Origin of the sequence: Polaromonas sp. (assembly GCF_012927455.1) — a bacterium.
Classification (GTDB): Bacteria; Pseudomonadota; Gammaproteobacteria; order Burkholderiales; family Burkholderiaceae_C; genus Polaromonas.
The window spans coordinates 92,802-109,504 of record NZ_JABBPE010000002.1 but is presented as its reverse complement, the minus strand read 5'-3'; the positions used below and the strand labels follow the sequence as shown (position 1 = coordinate 109,504).

15 protein-coding genes are annotated in these 16,703 nt (G+C 60.9%); 10 read left to right on the top strand and 5 right to left on the bottom strand.

Features of this window, described 5'->3' with window-relative positions:
- Positions 1–25 precede the first annotated feature (25 nt).
- The 7 genes from gmd to HHJ18_RS01060 all read left to right on the top strand — a co-directional run bounded on the left by gmd (position 26) and on the right by HHJ18_RS01060 (position 8,297).
- Complete coding sequence (gene gmd / locus HHJ18_RS01090) at positions 26–1,060, top strand: GDP-mannose 4,6-dehydratase (protein ID WP_296910676.1); 1,035 nt, start codon at positions 26–28, stop codon at positions 1,058–1,060.
- A gap of 22 nt (positions 1,061–1,082) precedes the next feature.
- A complete protein-coding gene (locus HHJ18_RS01085) occupies positions 1,083–2,630 on the top strand; it encodes a phosphomannomutase (protein ID WP_296910675.1) in 1,548 nt (515 codons plus the stop codon).
- Between the two features lie 136 nt (positions 2,631–2,766).
- A complete protein-coding gene (locus tag HHJ18_RS01080; RefSeq protein WP_296910673.1) occupies positions 2,767–3,678 on the top strand; it encodes a GDP-mannose 4,6-dehydratase in 912 nt (303 codons plus the stop codon).
- Positions 3,675–4,796 (top strand): glycosyltransferase family 1 protein, encoded by a 1,122-nt coding sequence (locus HHJ18_RS01075; RefSeq protein WP_296910671.1) that lies wholly within the window; start codon positions 3,675–3,677, stop codon positions 4,794–4,796. Before HHJ18_RS01080 ends, HHJ18_RS01075 begins: the two co-directional genes overlap by 4 nt.
- Before the next feature lie 36 nt (positions 4,797–4,832).
- The gene (locus HHJ18_RS01070; RefSeq protein ID WP_296910670.1) at positions 4,833–6,074 is read left to right on the top strand and encodes a polysaccharide biosynthesis/export family protein; all 1,242 of its coding nucleotides are present in this window, start codon (positions 4,833–4,835) and stop codon (positions 6,072–6,074) included.
- A 13-nt stretch (positions 6,075–6,087) separates the two neighbouring features.
- Positions 6,088–7,254 (top strand): glycosyltransferase family 1 protein, encoded by a 1,167-nt coding sequence (locus tag HHJ18_RS01065; RefSeq protein ID WP_296910668.1) that lies wholly within the window; start codon positions 6,088–6,090, stop codon positions 7,252–7,254.
- Positions 7,251–8,297 carry a beta-3-deoxy-D-manno-oct-2-ulosonic acid transferase gene (locus HHJ18_RS01060; RefSeq protein ID WP_296910666.1) on the top strand — a complete coding sequence of 349 codons (1,047 nt, stop codon included), beginning with the start codon at positions 7,251–7,253 and terminating at the stop codon, positions 8,295–8,297. Before HHJ18_RS01065 ends, HHJ18_RS01060 begins: the two co-directional genes overlap by 4 nt.
- A 242-nt stretch (positions 8,298–8,539) precedes the next feature.
- On the opposite strand, the gene HHJ18_RS01055 is transcribed toward HHJ18_RS01060, so the two are convergent.
- Positions 8,540–10,759: a sodium-translocating pyrophosphatase gene (locus HHJ18_RS01055; protein ID WP_296910663.1), complete on the bottom strand. Its 2,220-nt coding sequence runs from the start codon at positions 10,757–10,759 to the stop codon at positions 8,540–8,542.
- Between the two features lie 266 nt (positions 10,760–11,025).
- Between HHJ18_RS01055 and ppa the strand changes: the two genes are divergently transcribed.
- The gene (gene ppa, locus HHJ18_RS01050; protein ID WP_296910661.1) at positions 11,026–11,565 is read left to right on the top strand and encodes an inorganic diphosphatase; all 540 of its coding nucleotides are present in this window, start codon (positions 11,026–11,028) and stop codon (positions 11,563–11,565) included.
- 181 nt (positions 11,566–11,746) lie between these two features.
- Here the strand turns inward: ppa and HHJ18_RS01045 are convergent, their stop codons facing one another.
- Positions 11,747–12,082: a four-helix bundle copper-binding protein gene (locus HHJ18_RS01045; RefSeq protein WP_296910659.1), complete on the bottom strand. Its 336-nt coding sequence runs from the start codon at positions 12,080–12,082 to the stop codon at positions 11,747–11,749.
- A 144-nt stretch (positions 12,083–12,226) separates the two neighbouring features.
- A complete protein-coding gene (locus tag HHJ18_RS01040) occupies positions 12,227–12,889 on the bottom strand; it encodes a hypothetical protein (RefSeq protein WP_296910657.1) in 663 nt (220 codons plus the stop codon).
- A gap of 266 nt (positions 12,890–13,155) precedes the next feature.
- Between HHJ18_RS01040 and HHJ18_RS01035 the strand changes: the two genes are divergently transcribed.
- Entirely contained in the window at positions 13,156–13,539 is a 384-nt protein-coding gene (locus tag HHJ18_RS01035; RefSeq protein WP_296910655.1) for a DUF302 domain-containing protein, read from the top strand.
- Positions 13,540–13,753: 214 nt separating this feature from the next.
- The gene (locus HHJ18_RS01030) at positions 13,754–14,095 is read left to right on the top strand and encodes an HPF/RaiA family ribosome-associated protein (protein WP_296910653.1); all 342 of its coding nucleotides are present in this window, start codon (positions 13,754–13,756) and stop codon (positions 14,093–14,095) included.
- 75 nt (positions 14,096–14,170) lie between these two features.
- On the opposite strand, the gene HHJ18_RS01025 is transcribed toward HHJ18_RS01030, so the two are convergent.
- Positions 14,171–15,004, bottom strand: coding sequence for a hypothetical protein (locus tag HHJ18_RS01025; protein ID WP_296910651.1), 834 nt, complete (start codon positions 15,002–15,004; stop codon positions 14,171–14,173).
- Positions 15,005–15,188: 184 nt separating this feature from the next.
- Positions 15,189–16,667, bottom strand: a complete 1,479-nt coding sequence (locus HHJ18_RS01020; RefSeq protein WP_296910649.1) for a GNAT family N-acetyltransferase — start codon at positions 16,665–16,667, stop codon at positions 15,189–15,191.
- Positions 16,668–16,703 lie beyond the last annotated feature (36 nt).

Genomic DNA, 16,703 nt, shown 5'->3' with positions numbered 1-16,703 from the left:
TTTATTTAAAGGAAATGGAATATCTATGAAAACTGCAATAATTACTGGTATTACTGGCCAAGACGGCGCCTACCTTGCGGAACTGCTACTCGGCAAAGGCTATGCAGTGTATGGCACCTACCGCCGCACCAGCTCCGTCAACTTTTGGCGGACGGAGGAGCTGGGGGTAGCCAAGCACCCTCATTTGCATCTGGTTGAATATGACCTGACCGATCTGTCGTCCAGCATCCGCCTACTGCAAACCACCGGTGCGACCGAGGTGTATAACCTCGCCGCACAAAGTTTTGTCGGCGTGTCGTTCGATCAGCCCGTCACTACGGCTGAAATTACCGGTCTGGGGCCGGTCAATCTGCTCGAAGCCATTCGCATCGTTAACCCGAAAATTCGCTTTTACCAGGCCAGCACGTCTGAAATGTTCGGCAAGGTGCAGGCCGTGCCACAGATGGAAGACACGCCTTTTTACCCGCGCAGCCCTTACGGTGTCGCCAAGCTTTACGCGCACTGGATGACTATTAATTACCGGGAGAGCTATGGACTTTTTGGCTGCAGCGGCATCTTGTTTAACCACGAAAGCCCATTGCGTGGCCGTGAGTTCGTGACGCGCAAGATCACCGACAGCGTGGCCAAGATCAAACTGGGCAAGCTCGATTGCCTGGAACTGGGCAACATTGACGCCAAGCGTGACTGGGGCTTCGCCAAAGAATATGTCGAGGGTATGTGGCGCATGCTGCAGGCCGACGAGCCGGATACTTTTGTGCTGGCCACCAACCGCACCGAAACCGTTCGCGACTTTGTCACCATGGCTTTCAAGGGCGCGGGTATTGTGATTGACTATAAAGGTGCGGCAGAAAAAGAAACGGCCATTGACTGCGCGACGGGCAAAACCGTGATGCGCATCAACCCCAAGTTTTATCGGCCGGCTGAGGTGGAGTTGCTGATTGGCAACCCGACCAAAGTGAAGGCGAAGCTGGGCTGGGCACCCAAGACCACGCTGGAGCAGTTGTGCCAGATGATGGTTGAGGCCGACCTGCGCCGTAACCAGGCCGGTTTCTCTTTCTAAGATGGCTGACGCTATGCAAGGTATGCAAAGTGCATTGAAAGGGCGATCAAAAGAACTGGTTCAAGGCGCGTCGCTAGTCGCTATCAGCGACCTGATGGCGCAAAGCGGCGTGGCTTTTGGCACCAGCGGTGCGCGTGGCTTGGTCTTGGCCATGACGGACGCCGTGTGTTTTGCCTACACAGCGGCTTTTTTGCAGCACATGGCGGCCGTCGGCGAGTTTGCGCCAGGCACACCGGTGGCGCTGGCCGGCGATTTGCGGGCCAGTACGCCGCGTATTTTGGCGGCCTGCATGGCCGCCATCACGGCGCAGGGCGGCCAGCCGATTTTTTGCGGTTTTGTGCCTGCGCCAGCAGTGGCACTGCATGCATTCACGCAAGGCATTCCGTCGCTGATGGTCACAGGCAGTCATATTCCGGACGACCGCAACGGCATCAAGTTCAATCGCGTCGCGGGCGAGGTGCTCAAGCCTGACGAGGCGGGCATTCGTGCCCAGCGCGTTTTGTTGCCAGACGGTCTGTTCGATGCAAAAGGTGCGCTGCTTTCGCCGCCGTCCTTGCCTGAGCCGCTGGATGTCACTGCAGCCTACGTGCGGCGCTACACAGAATTTCTTCGTCCGGCAGCTTTGCAGGGACTGCGCGTAGGGGTGTACCAGCATTCGGCGGTCGGGCGTGATGTGCTGGTCACGTTGCTGCAGGCCCTGGGTGCTGAAGTCTTGCCGTTGGGGCGCTCGGCCAGCTTTGTGCCGGTTGATACAGAGGCGGTGCGCGCCGAGGACGTATTGCTGGCGCGCCAATGGGCGGCGCAGCATCAGCTCGACGCCATTGTGTCCACCGATGGCGACTCTGATCGTCCGCTGATGGCCGATGAACATGGTGAGTGGCTGCGCGGCGATGTGCTGGGCATTCTTTGTGCGCGGTATTTGGGCGCGCAGTGCGTGGTAACGCCTGTGAGCAGCAACACAGCGCTTGAAAAGTCGGGCTGGTTTGCGCGCACCAGCCGCACCCGTATTGGCTCGCCGTATGTGATTGAGGGCATGCAGGCAGCTTTGGTGCAGAGCCCATCCAATAGCGGTTCCGGCGTTTGCGGCTACGAGGCGAATGGCGGTTTCCTTTTAGCGACGCCAGTGGTCGTGGCCGGACGTGTGTTGGCCGCGTTGCCTACCCGCGATGCGGCGCTACCGATGCTGGCAACGCTGGCCAGTGCGCGGTCGCAGTGCTGCACGGTATCGGCCTTGCAGGCTACCTTGCCGACCTGCTACACCTGCAGTGACCGGATTCAGAACTTTCCCACCGCGCTGAGCCAGCAGCATCTGGCAGGCCTGCAAAAGGGAACGCGGCAGCAGCAAAACGCGGCACTGGAGGCTTTGTTTGCTGCGGTATCGGGTGCTGTGAGCGGTGTGGATACGACGGACGGTTTGCGCGTCACATTCGTCAACCAGGAAATCATTCATTTGCGCCCGTCTGGCAATGCGCCCGAGCTTCGCTGCTATACCGAGGCGGCAACACTGCTGCGGGCCGGTGAAATCAACAAGCTGGCTTTAGCTGTGCTTGCAAGCTGGCGTGAAGCTTGATGCTGGCGAACGGCCTTGTTGCAGTCCGCTGGCAACGCAGAATCAAATGCAGTCCGTGCGCGGGCGCTACCGGTGCGTGCCCGACCGGCCTAACCTACCAGGGGTGCTTGGCGCCTCACTAATTTTGGAGTGTGAGATGAAAAAAATCCTGATAACCGGTGCCGATGGGTTTACCGGCCGTTATCTGGCCAATGAACTGCAGCGCGCTGGCTACGAAGTGCACGGCACAGTGCACAAGCCGCTAGCCGATGGCGTGGCCAGCGTGGCGAAGCTGCACGTGGCCGATCTGTCGGATGCGGCCCGGCTGACGGCGGTGGTGCAAGAGGTGCAGCCGCAGCAGGTGGTCCACCTGGCCGCCATCGCCTTTGTGGCGCATGGCGATGTGGACGCCCTGTACCGAACCAACGTGGTGGGCACGCGCAACTTGCTTGAGGCGCTGGTGCAAGGCAAGGCGCCGATTGAAAAAGTCCTGCTGGCCAGCAGTGCCAACGTCTATGGCAACTCGGTGGGCGGTGTGCTTGATGAGTCGACACCCGCAGCGCCGGCCAATGACTACGCCGTAAGCAAGCTGGCGATGGAGTATGTGGCGCGGCTCTATGCCGAGCGCCTGCCGATGGTACTGGTCCGGCCCTTCAACTACACCGGCGTTGGTCAGTCCGAGAGTTTTTTGATCCCTAAGATCGTGAACCACGTGCGCCGCCGCGCGCCGCTGATTGAGCTGGGCAACCTGGAAGTGGCGCGAGATTTTTCGGATGTGCGCACGGTGGTGCAGTGCTACTGCCGTTTGCTGCAGGCCGATGCCGCAATGGTGCTGGGGCAGACCTTCAATGTGTCCTCAGGGCGGGCCTGGACGCTCAATGAGGTTCTATCAATGGTGCGGAAGATTTCCGGCCACCCGTTTGAAGTGCGGGTCAACCCCGCATTCGTGCGTCAAAACGAGGTCAAGCTGCTGCTGGGCAGCAACGCCGAACTTGAGTCGGCCATTGGCGCGTTGCCGCCCATTGCGTTGGCTGACACCCTGCGCTGGATGCTAGAGGCCAGCGTTTGAAGCTGGTCCTGTCCGTTGATGCGCTGGCCCCCGGGCTCACGGGCATTGGCCGCTACACCTGGGAACTCGCGCAGGGTTTGCCCGGGCACGACGGGATGCGCGATGTGAGGTTTTACCGCGCCGGGCGCTGGGTTAATGACCTGGGCAAGCTGGTGCGCGCGCCAGAAGGCTGCGCCAAACCAGCCGCGCGCAGCATGTTCAAGCCGCCACGCTGGGCGCGTGAGTGGGGCGTGTCGCGCGCGTGTCGCGGTCATGTCTTTCATGGTCCCAACTTTTTTATTCCGGCCTGTGCCGACAAGGGTGTCATCACGGTGCATGACTTGTCGGTGTTCAAGTTCCCCGAGACGCATCCAGCGGAGCGGGTACGACATTTCGAGCGTGACTTCTCGCGTTCCCTGGCGCAGTCGGTTCATGTCATTACCGATTCACAAACCACCCGCGCCGAGGTGATGGCCTTTACCGGTCTGGCTGCCAGCCGGGTCACGGCAGTGCCTTTGGGAGTGTCGGCCGCTTACGCGCCCCGCCTTGGCCATGAGATCACCAGTCAGCTGCTTACCTATGGTTTGGTATTTGGCGCCTATGCCTTGTGTGTATCCACGCTGGAGCCGCGCAAGAAGATCGAACAACTGCTGAGTGCATGGGAATATCTTCCAGCAGCATTGCGGTGCGCGTTCCCGCTCATGCTGGTGGGCAGCCGCGGCTGGCTCAGTGAGGCGCTGCAAGAGAAGATACGGCGCGGCACGGCGCAGGGTTGGGTGCGGTATTTGGGCTACGTGCCCGAGTGTGATTTGCCCGCGCTGTATGCCGGTGCTGTGGTTTTTGTCTTCCCCTCCACCTACGAGGGCTTTGGCTTACCTCCGATTGAGGCGATGGCCTGTGGCGTTCCTGTGGTGGTATCGGGGCAATCGTGCCTGCCGGAGATCACCCAGGGGGCTGCGTTGACGGCCGAGCCAGACGACATCGCTGACTTTGCCGCGGCCCTGGAAATAAGCCTCACTGATGAAGCATGGCGACTGCACGCGACCGCCGCAGGGCTGGCCGTGGCCGCTTCTTATACCTGGCAACGCTGCGTTAGCGAGACCGTGAAGGTCTACCGGCGCGCGGCCTCCTGCGGCTAGCGGGTAGCCAAATTGAATCAAAAAGGACTGATTGAGATGAAAAAAGACAATGAAGCAGGGCGTTTTGCCTCTGCGCGTGAGGTACCTTGCAGCCTGCTGGGCCTGGCATCGGCACTGATTTCTAGCCTGTTGTTGGCAGGTTGCAGTACCTATCCCGGCTGGTTGCCCTCTGCAGGGCCCAGCGCAGAGCAGGTGAACAATTCAGCCAACGTCGCGAATGCGCAAAATGCGCAGAATCTGTCGGGCGTTCAGGTGGTCGAGGTAACCGACGTAGTGGCGCGCCGGGTGGCGGCAAGCCAGCAGCGCCGGCTGTTTTCGGAAACACTGGGTGCCACGCCAGCGGCCGGATTTGTCGTGGGTGCCGGTGACGTGCTGGAAATCTCGATCTGGGAGGCGCCGCCAGCCAGCCTTTTCGGTTCTGGTGTGCTTGATCCGCGTGCGGGCGCGGCAGCGTCGCGCGTCACGGCCTTGCCCGAGCAGATGGTCAACAGTGCAGGGAAAATCAATGTGCCGTTTGCCGGCGCGGTGCAGGCCGCCGGGCGCTCACCGCAGCAAATAGAAGCCGATGTGGTGCGCCTCCTCAAGGGCAAGGCCAATATGCCGCAGGTGCTGGTGCGTGTGATCCGCAATGCCACCTCCAATGTGACGGTCGTGGGGGAGTTCAACACCAACGCGCGCATGCCGTTGACGGCCAAGGGTGAGCGCCTGCTCGATGCCGTGGCGGCGGCCGGCGGTGTGCGTCAGCCGGTTGGCAAGATGACGGTGCAGATCACGCGCGGCACTTCGGTGCAGGCGCTGCCGCTGGAGACGATCATCAAGGACCCGCTGCAAAACATCGTCTTGCAATCGGGCGACGTGGTGACGGCCCTGCATCAGCCGTTGAGCTTCACGGTGCTGGGTGCGACCGGCAAGAACGAAGAGATGAATTTCGAAGCGCAGGGGATCACGCTGGCGCAGGCGCTGGCCCGCGCCGGTGGTCTGCAGGATGCGCGGGCCGACGCTAGAGGTGTGTTCGTTTTCAGGTTCGAGGATCCGGCCGCCTTGGGTTTGAAAGCTGATTCCGGCGTGCAGACCACGCCAGAGGGGAAAATCCCCGTGGTCTACCGCGTCGACCTGAAAGACCCCGCCACCTTCTTTGTGGCGCAAGGCTTTCCGATTCGGAACAAGGACGTGATGTTTGTCACGAACGCGCCTGCGGCAGAACTGCAGAAGTTCCTCAACATCATCGGTTCGGTGGTGGCGCCTGTTGCCGGCGTGCGCGCCTTGAATCCGAATTAAGCCGGACCAGTTTGTGAAGGCTGAGGTTTTTATTGACATCAGTCGCCTGCTCAGGCGTGCCTTGCGGGGGCGCTTGCCGACGGGGGTTGACCGCGTCTGTCTGGCCTACGTTGCGCGCTGGGGTGAGCGCGCCCAAGCGGTGCTGCTGATGGGCAACTGGCGTCGCGTGCTGGCGTACCGGGAGTCGCAAGCGCTGTTTGCGCTGTTACTGGCGCCTCCACCCGACCTGGCGTTTCGAATGGCGCGCGTTTTGGCTAGAGCGTTTCTGCCGCCTTGGCCGGCGCAAAAGACAGCCGGCAAACTGGGGTTTTACCTCGGTCATTCCGGCGTGGAAGGGCGCGGCTTTGCCCGGTGGCTTGGCGTTTCCGGCCAAAAGCCGATTTATTTCGTGCATGACTTGATTCCCATCAGCCATCCGGAATATTGCCGTGCCGGCGAGCAGGCGCTGCACGTCAGGCGCATGCAGACCATGCTGCAAACCGGCGCCGCGGTGATCGGAAATTCCCAATTCACGCTCGACGCGATGGCCGACTTTGCGCGCTGCCAGGGCTTGCCCATGCCGCCCGCCGTGGTCGCCAAACTGGCGTCTGCGCCTTTGCCAGCAGGCGCGACCACGCAGACTGCGTCGCCGCTGAGCCGGCCCTATTTTGTGGTGCTGGGCACCCTAGAGCCGCGCAAAAACCACTTGCTGCTGCTCAACGTCTGGCGCGAGCTGGTGCAACGCCTGGGCGATGCCTGCCCACACCTCGTGGTGATTGGTCAGCGCGGCTGGGAATGCGAAAACGTGCTGGACATGCTGGAGCGCTGCGAGGTGATTCGGCCGGTTCTGCATGAGGTGGCCGCTTGCACGGATGCCGACTTGGCGCGCTACCTGCATCACGCGCAGGCCTTGCTGTTTCCGTCTTTTGTTGAAGGTTACGGCATGCCGCTGGTGGAGGCCTTGATGCTGGGCACACCCGTTGTGGCAAGCAATCTTTCCGTGTTTCGGGAAATCGCCGGCGACATACCGGATTTTTTGAATCCTGTTGATGGTATTGGCTGGGGGCAGGCGGTGCTGGACTACACCGAGACCGCCGGCGCCCGGCGTGCTGCGCAGCTGCAGCGACTGCAGGGCTTTAGCGTGCCGACCTGGGACCAGCACTTCGGTCAAGTAGAACGTTTGCTGGAACAGCTGGCATGACGCAGTTTGGCAGCGCGGTTCAATGGCGCGCCGTCGTGGTGGCCCACGGCTTCTCGTGGCGTAAGCGCGCGCTTGTGCGCGACTTTACCGGCCGCGCTGATGTCCGTTTTATCTCGCGCGGCGCGGACGTGCCCGCCGGCGCAGATCTGCTGCTGTGGGGCAGTGCCGCCGTGCCCGCTGATGTGGCCGGGCAGGTGCGGGTGGTGCGGCTGGAAGACGGGTTTCTGCGCTCGGTCGGCCTGGGTGCTGATCTGATCCGCCCGATCTCATGGGTGCTGGACACGCGGGGCATTTACTACGATGCGCGCAGCCCCAGCGACATGGAAACGCTGCTGCAAACCACAATTTTTAGCGAAGCTTCAACGCAGCGCGCCGGCGTCTTGCGCCAGCAGGTGGTGCAGTCGGGCCTGAGCAAATACAACCTGGACCAGGCAGACCAGGCGCCATGGCGCCGTCCTGATTGCGCGCGGACCGTGGCGCTGGTGATTGGCCAGGTCGAAACCGATGCATCGATTGCCACCGGCACCCTGGATATTCGCAGCAACATGGCGCTGCTGCAGGCGGTGCGGCGCGCCCGGCCCGACGCCTGGCTGGTCTACAAGCCGCACCCGGACGTGGTAGCCGGGCTTCGCCGCAGCGGCAGCCAGGAAGAGCAGGCCCGCCAGTGGGCCGACGAGGTGCTGACGCAGGGCTCGCCGGGCCAGCTGTTTCCTGTGGTGGATGAGGTGCATGTCATGAGCTCGCTCACCGGCTTCGAGGCCTTGCTGCGCCACAAGCCGGTGTTTTGCTACGGTCAGCCGTTTTATGCCGGATGGGGCTTGACGCACGACAGCCACGTCCATCCCCGGCGCACCCGGCGCCTGACGCTCGACGAACTGGTGGCTGGCGCCTTGCTGCTCTACCCGGTCTACGTCAGTTGCGAGAGTCGCCGGCGCTGCACGCCCGAGCAGGCGCTGCAAGAGCTGCTGGCTTGGCGTGGCCGCACGCAAGGCCGTTTGTCGTGGTGGCGGCAGTTGCTGCGGCCGCTGCTGGCCAGGCGCTGAAGCGAGTGCTCTGGTTTGGATTTTAAGCATCAAATTGGCCTCTAGCCCAATAGATACGGGCGTTGGCAGCTATTTATTTGATAGCTACTAGCGCCCGTACTGATTGGGCTACAGCACAATTTGTCATTGAAATGAAGGCTGGAACGCATTCGCTGGCCGCTGCGCGCAGACCTGCTTTGAGGCGTCCCGCAGCAACAAAAAAAGCCCGCTGAAGCGGGCTTTTTGACTGAAAGCGCTTGCCTTTATCTGGAAGCAGCAGGCGCCGGGGTGGGGGTTGCGGCTGCGTCAGGCGCCTGCTTGGGCGCTGGCGCGGGCATGGCGGGCGCCATGACGGTGCTGGCCGGCGCGCTGATTGACGCCGGTGCGGCCACCGGCGTCAGCGGTGCCGCCTCCACGCCACCGTGGAACTTCATCACCAGCGGCACGATCAGCAGCGCGACGATGTTGATGATCTTGATCAGCGGATTGATGGCCGGGCCAGCGGTGTCTTTGTAGGGGTCGCCTACGGTGTCGCCGGTGACGGCGGCCTTGTGCGCCTCGGAGCCCTTGCCGCCGTGATTACCGTCTTCAATATACTTTTTGGCGTTGTCCCAGGCACCCCCGCCGGTGCACATCGAGATCGCCACGAACAGGCCGGTGACGATGGTGCCCATCAGCAAACCGCCCAGCGCCTTGGGGCCTAGCAGCAGACCGACCAGAATTGGCACCACCACCGGCAGCAGCGAAGGAATGATCATTTCCTTGATGGCTGCGGTGGTCAGCATGTCGACTGCGCGGCCATACTCCGGCTTGGCCGTGCCTTCCATGATGCCGGGGATCTCCTTGAACTGGCGGCGCACTTCAACCACCACGGCACCGGCGGCGCGGCCCACGGCTTCCATCGCCATGGCACCAAACAGGTAGGGAATCAGGCCACCGATAAAGAGGCCGACGATGACCATCGGGTCGCTCAGGTCAAAGCTGATGGCGCGGCCGTAGCTCTCTAACTTGTGGGTGTAGTCGGCAAATAGCACCAGCGCGGCCAGACCGGCTGAGCCGATCGCGTAGCCTTTGGTGACGGCCTTGGTGGTGTTGCCCACGGCATCGAGCGGGTCAGTGATGTCACGCACGCTGGGCGGCATGTCGGCCATCTCGGCAATGCCGCCGGCGTTGTCGGTGATGGGGCCGTAGGCGTCCAGTGCCACCACGATACCGGCCATGCTGAGCATGGAGGTCGCGGCAATCGCAATGCCATACAGGCCAGCCAGGTTGTACGACACCAAAATGGCGGCACATACAAACACCACAGGCCAGGCGGTGGAACGCATGGAGACGCCCAGACCGGCAATGATGTTGGTGCCGTGGCCGGTGGTGGAGGCTTGCGCAATGTGCTTGACCGGCGCGTACTGCGTGCCGGTGTAGTACTCGGTCACCCAGACCAGCGCGGCCGTCAGCACCAGGCCGACGGCGCAGGCGCCATACAGCCGCATCTGGCTGCCGCTGGCGGTGATGGCGTTGTCGGGGATCAGCCAGGTTGTGACAAAGTAAAACGCGATCAGCGACAGCACGCCGGCAATCGCCAGGCCCTTGTACAAGGCCGGCATCACGTTGCGCATGCCGGGCGAGGCCTTCACAAAGGAGCAGCCAATGATGGATGCGACGATGGACACGGCCGCCAAAGCCAGCGGATACAGCACGGCGTTGACTGGCGCGGAGGCGACCAGCAGGGCGCCCAGCACCATGGTGGCAATCAGCGTCACGGCATAGGTTTCAAACAGGTCGGCGGCCATGCCGGCGCAGTCGCCGACGTTGTCGCCGACGTTATCGGCAATCACGGCCGGATTGCGCGGGTCATCTTCGGGAATACCGGCTTCAACCTTGCCAACCAGGTCGGCGCCGACGTCAGCGCCCTTGGTGAAAATGCCGCCGCCCAGTCGCGCAAAGATCGAGATCAGCGAAGCGCCAAAAGCAAAACCGATCAGCGGATTGAGCAGATCGGCCAGCTTGCGGTCGGGCGTGTAGTTGCCGTTGCCAACCAGAAACCAGAAGAACGCGGTGACGCCCAAAAGCCCCAACCCCACCACCAGCATGCCGGTGATGGCGCCGCCGCGAAAAGCGACGTCAAGTGCGGGGCCGATGCCGCGCGTGGCCGCCTGCGCGGTGCGCACATTGGCGCGCACCGAGACATTCATGCCGATGAAGCCGCAGGCGCCTGACAGCACTGCGCCGACCACGAAGCCGATGGCAGTTTTGCCGTCAAGAAAGACGCCGATCAATACGGCCAGAATGACGCCGACGATGGCGATGGTTTTGTACTGCCGCGCTAAGTAAGCGGCAGCGCCGGTCTGAATTGCTGCAGCAATTTCCTGCATGCGCGCATTGCCTGCGTCTTGGGAAAGAATCCAGCTGCGTGCCCAAATGCCGTAAATCACCGCAATTAGTCCGCACGCTAGCGCCAAAATGAGCGCTGAGTTGCCAATCATAGAAAGCTCCTACGTTTGTTTTTTCGCTTGGAGGGGGCGCCACGCTAGCGGCACCCCCGCTGCGTTGCTTCCTCGTTGCTCGCGTAGAGACGATTGGCCAACCCTCTAAATTTACCGCGAAAACGTGACAACTTAGCGCCCGGCGAGGTCTGAAACGGTAAAATGAGGGTAATTACCAAGGTTCAGGCAAAAAAGCCACGGTTTTTGCTTTACTCATCCCTTTTTCTTTTCCTTTTCTAACTTCATTTCCTCAACCCAAAACGACCATGTCATTAGATAACGTTACCCCCGGAAAAAACGCGCCTGAGTCTTTCAACGTGATTATCGAAATCCCGATGAACGCCGACCCGGTGAAATATGAAGTCGACAAAGAGTCCGGCGCGATTTTTGTGGACCGCTTTATGAGCACGTCCATGCACTACCCGACCAACTACGGTTATGTGCCGAAGACGCTCAGTGGTGACGGCGACCCGGTGGATGTGCTGGTGATTACCCCGGTGCCGCTGATTCCTGGCGTGGTGGTAACTTGCCGCGTGATTGGCATTTTGAAGATGACCGACGAAGCCGGCGAAGACGGCAAGGTGCTGGCCGTGCCGATTGACAAGAAGTGCTCGCTTTACACCCACTGGCAAAAACCGGAAGACATGAACCCCTTGCGCCTGAAAACCATTGCCCATTTCTTTGAACACTACAAGGATCTGGAAGAAGGCAAATGGGTCAAGATTGCAGGGTGGGAAGGCCCCGACGCAGCCAAGAAGGAAATCACCGACGGCATGGCCAATTACATGAAAGCCAATAAGAGCTAATTTATTATTGATTTCACCCGATTTCGCCTTATTTCGGGTGTTTTAGTGCTGTAGCCCAATAGGTTCCGGCGCAGATCGCTACAGATTAGATAGCACAATAAAAACTGATTATTACCTCAAAGCGCCTCCAGATCAGTCTGAAGGCGCTTTTTTCATGGGTTGCTTATCGGTTTACGAAGTCCTAAACCGCGGCCATGCTGGTGCAGCTTTGAGCGCACTTTCGGCAGGCGGCAGCACACTCGTCCATGTCGCCGACGGCTTCACAGCTGACGGCGCAGGCTTCGCAAATCTCTGCGCACAGTGCGCACAGCTTGGGTACAAATTGCGAACCACTGAGCTGGAAGTTGGCCGAGGTCTGGCAGATTTCCGCACAGTTGAGCATCAGCGCGAAATGCTTGGGCTCCACGTGCTTTCCGCCAAGCTGCAAGCAGTGCGTCATGGCGGTTTGCAGGCAGATTTGATGGCATTCGGTGCAGGCCTCAATGCAGGGCTGCATGCTTGCAATTGCGTGGTTCATGAGGTTGTCCTTCGGTATTAGTGAAATAAAACCTCACTCTGAGTTAGCGGTGGCGCACGGGGTATCAGACCGCAAGCTTAGCGAAGGTAGGCGCCGACTGACGTGTTGGCAGCGACGCACAACTTGCGCGGCGTTGTGCCGCTATCAAGCCGGGCGGAAGCCCTTGGCCAGCTTGATGAAGTTGTCGCGCTGGGCCGCCACGGTCTTGTTCGGGCCATACATCTGCATCGTGATGCGGCCGGCAGGCGCTTCGGTCATGGCAACCATCAGCGTCTGATCCGGCTTGGCATCGCCGCTTGGACCCATGCCGACGCCGCGGGCATAAGAGCCCTGCAGTTCCACCACCGTGACTTCAATATCGCCGCTCTTGCTTTTGCTGGTTGCTGGCGCTACAGGCTTGCCGTCGGCGCCGGTAAATTGTGAGGACCAGCGCTCAATGTTGGCCTCTTGGCTGCCGCCTTGCCCCACAGGGAAAAAGTAGACCGCGACTTCGCCGGGCTCTGCGCCCGCTACGGCGGGCAAGCCGAACTGGGCCACGCGCATGGTGCTACTCAGTGGGGTTGGTGTCCAGGCGGCGGGAATTTGCGAGGCCAGTCCCTGTACCACCAGCTTATCGGATTTAACTTCCGCGCCGCCCACGGCGCTAGGCATTTGCGTTGCAGCTGCTTCGGCAGCCTGCGATGCGGCGGCCTGTGGTGCGGCTGGCTGCGCCTGGCTGCTTGTCCCTGGTTGATCGGATTTGCCGCAAGCGGCGAGGACAAATGAGCTGGCTGCAAGGGCCGCTATGGCCAGAAGACGCGGGTTCATACGATGAAGACCTTTGGTTTGAGTTGAAATACAAGAAAGTGCGGACTTATTCCGCACTTCCCTAGGGTTAACAACAATGCAATTGTTGTGCCTGTTGCATTATAGGAATGCGGTGTTACAGCCAGAGTTGCAGTTAAAGTTACAGCTTGGCAGCCTTGCTTGTGTGACAGGCGCCAATTGTTGGTGACCATTGGTCGTCCCCGGATATCAATACTGGTATCGGTATCGGTATCGGGTCCGTGTCAGCACAAACACAAAGGAAATTCATGTACTACATCGTTGAAACCGGCAAATCATTTGAGCAGGCCTCAGCCGACCTGGATGCGGCGGTCAAACGCCATGACTTCGGCGTGCTGCATGTGCACGACCTGGGCAACACGCTGCGCAGCAAGGGCATTGCCTTTGACGAGCAATGCAAGGTTTTTGAAGTCTGCAACCCCAAGCAGGCGGCAAAAGTTCTGGCCGCCGACATGCGGCTGAACATGGCGCTGCCGTGTCGTATCTCGGTGTTCACCGAGAAGGGCAAAACCAAGATCGGTCTGATCACGCCAGTCAAAATGCTTTCGGCGCTGTCGCAGGATCCTGCCTTGGTCCAGGTCGCCAGGGAAGTGGAGGAAAAAACCATCCAGATGGTTGACGAGGCGAAATGAAAAATCGCCACTGCCTCGGGTCACGAAACCGGCGCTGTGGACAGGTGGATGAGTGAATGGGGTCGCAAGATATTCGGCCGGGGTAATGCAATCTGCTGCTGTCAGGGTTAAGCGGGAAAGCCGCTTTGCGTTTGGGTTAGGATGAAAACTCAAGCTACCCGACACTCCTTGCGCTGTGACAACGCACCATCTTTTAATACAAGGAAAACGCAACATGCAAGTTCAAGTCAACACCGACAAAAACATCGAGGGCGGAGAGCGCCTGGCTCTTTTTGTCAAGACGGCCCTTGATACAAGGCTGCGCCGTTTCGGCGCACAGATTACGCGTGTGGAAGCGCACCTTAGCGACGAAAGCAGCCACAAATCTCATGGCGACGACAAGAAGTGCATGCTCGAAGCACGGCCCGTCGGCAAGCCCGCTGTGGCCGTGTCGCACCTGGCACCCACGCTGGATCAGGCGATTCATGGCGCAGCCGAAAAGCTTGAGCGTCTGCTTGGTGGAACCCTCGGACAAGTCAACCACCCCAGGGCCGAACCTGCGCCTGACCTCGCCTGATTGAACCTGAAGCAGGCGAAGGATGGCGATTGACGGCCCATCGCGCCGCGTGATCCGCACTTTCCCTAACCGGTTTCACCCGCCTGCTTCACCCGCCGCGTTCCCCAATGGCGCACATCCCCCCAGCAAGCCCTGCGCATCGTCATCAAACCCCGCCACCGGCGTGGCCTTGGCCAGCGCAATCCAGACTGCAAAGGGCAGCTGCTGGCGCAAGCTTCTGGGCGCGGCACGGGCAACGATCAGGCGATCGGCCTGAATCACCATCACACCGCACTCTGCGGGAATCTCGTCGGGCGCCCCTATGCTGCGGCCTTTGGCGTCGCAGCCCAGCACATACCAGCACTCACCGCCCAGGTCGAGGTAGGCTGCGCGCTTTTCGGGGCGGCGCAAGTCGCCCAGCAGGTCAGAGCGCTGCACTTTAATTTCGTGAATGATTGGGTCGACATAGCTTGCTACCGAGGTGTTGCGGATCGAAAACACATCGGGCCGCACCATGCACCAGCGCACAGGGGCGCCTTCGCTGGCGGGCGGCAGCTGGGCGCGCAGGCCCAGCGTGCGCCAGGTGATGCGACCGGCGCGCACCATCTCGCAGGCGACGCGCTCCACCAGCGCTTCGTGCGCCGACAGCGCCGCGCGGTTGCGCAGCAGTGTGGCGGCCAGCCAGTCCACACCGGCATCGGTGACGCGCAGGGTTTCGTGGCCCGATTGGCCGATGCGCTGCAGCAAGCCGGCAGCGAGCAGGTCGATTTCCAGCAGATCCTGGCAAGGCCAGCCAGCCGAGCGGTAGATCTCGCGCAGGCGCTTGGCGTGCGCGCGGCTGAGGGCTACGGCAGTTGCTGTGAGAGGCGCTGAAACAGGCGGGTTGCTGGGTGGTGCGGCGCTGGAAGGGTTGGCGGTGATGTCGCGCATAAGAAGGCGGAGAAGCGTGTGAATACGGGGTGAATAGGGGGTGAAGTCTGGCTGACGCTGACTCAGGCGTATTTTGCCTTGCGCGAAGGCCAAAAGCACCCAAAACGACCGCATTTGGCCATAAAATATGCCTCTAGCCCAATAGCAGCGGGCGCCAGAAGCTATCAATATAATAGCAAACTGTTCAGGCTGCGTTGCCCTGATCGGGTTTGCTCGCCTGCCTGAACGGGTTGCGCCGTTCCAGCTCTTCCATGTAGCTCGCGATGCCGTCGCCTTCGCGTTCCAGAAAGCGCTCTACCGCGTCGGCAAACGCCGGATGCGCCAGCCAGTGGGCGCTGGTGGTTTTGACCGGCAGCAGGGCGCGCGCCATTTTGTGCTCTCCTTGCGCGCCGCCTTCAAAGCTTTGGTAGCCGTGCTCAATGCACCAAGCCAAGGGTTGGTAGTAGCAGGCTTCAAAGTGCAGGCAGTCGACACGGGCGAGGGCGCCCCAGTAGCGGCCGTAGGCGGTCAGCTGTTGAATCGGCCGGGTAATCGCTGCAAAATCCCGATTTTCAGCATCGATTTCGCCTGTCGCCCAATCAGCACGGGCGCTAACAGCTATCAAACTAGTAGCAATCGGCGTGCCCTGATGTTCGGCCACAAATAGCAGCCAGTTCTCCGGCATGCTGTCCTGCATGCGCTGGAAGAAGTCGCGGCTCAGATAGGGCGCGTTGCCGTGTTCGTAATAGGTGCGCTCGTAACAGCGGTAAAAAAAGTCCCAGTCGGCGCTGCTGATGTCGCGCCCCAGCGACCAGCGAAAGCTGATGCCCGCATCAGACACCTTGCGGCGCTCCTGGCGGATTTTTTTGCGCTTTTCTTGGCTGAGCGACATCAGGAATTCGTCGAAGTCGCGGTAGCCGGAAGCTACGGGCGCTGCAGAAGAGGTTGTGGAGGAATTTTCCGACAGGCCGCCCCCAGAAAAATTCGCCCTATCTTCTGAAGAAAGGGGCAGCGTACCACCTAACGCACGCGAAGCGACAAGCGTGGGGGCAGGCGAACGCAGCGCTGGGCCGCCCCGAGCAGGTTCAGCCCCCTCTGGGGGCAGCGCAGTACGCGAAGCAACAAGCGTGGGGGCAATATTTGTCCAGTGAAACTGGACGTTATGGCGAAGCATCAAGCCCGCTTCTGCGCAGGCGGCCACATCTTTATCCGCCGTAAACAGCAGGTGCAGCGACGACAGCTTTTCCTCCTCGCACCAGGCCACCAGCGCTTTCACCAGCAGCGTGCGCTCGGCCGCGTTGCGCGCCAGCAGGCGGGCGCCGGGCACGGGGGTGAAGGGCACGGCGACCACGGCTTTGGGGTAGTAAGGCAGGCCGTGCTGCTGGTAGGCATGGGCCCAGGCATGGTCAAAGACGTACTCGCCGTAGGAGTGCTTCTTGATGTAAAGCGCGCAGGCGCCGACCAGCACCGAGCCCTGCCACAGCGTTACAAAGCGCGGTGTCCAGCCGGTCGCTGGCGTGGCGCTGCCGCTGCTATGCAGGGCGGCCAAATACTCGTGACGCATGAAGGGGTTCAGCGAGCCGTCCGGGTTCTGGGCGGCCAACAGGGCGTTCCACTGCGCGCCATTGACCTGCAGCGGTGAAGTCAGTACGCGGATGACATAATCGTTTGAGTTGTTTTTCACTTGTGTCCAGGGTGTTTTCCTGGTGTTTTCCTGGTG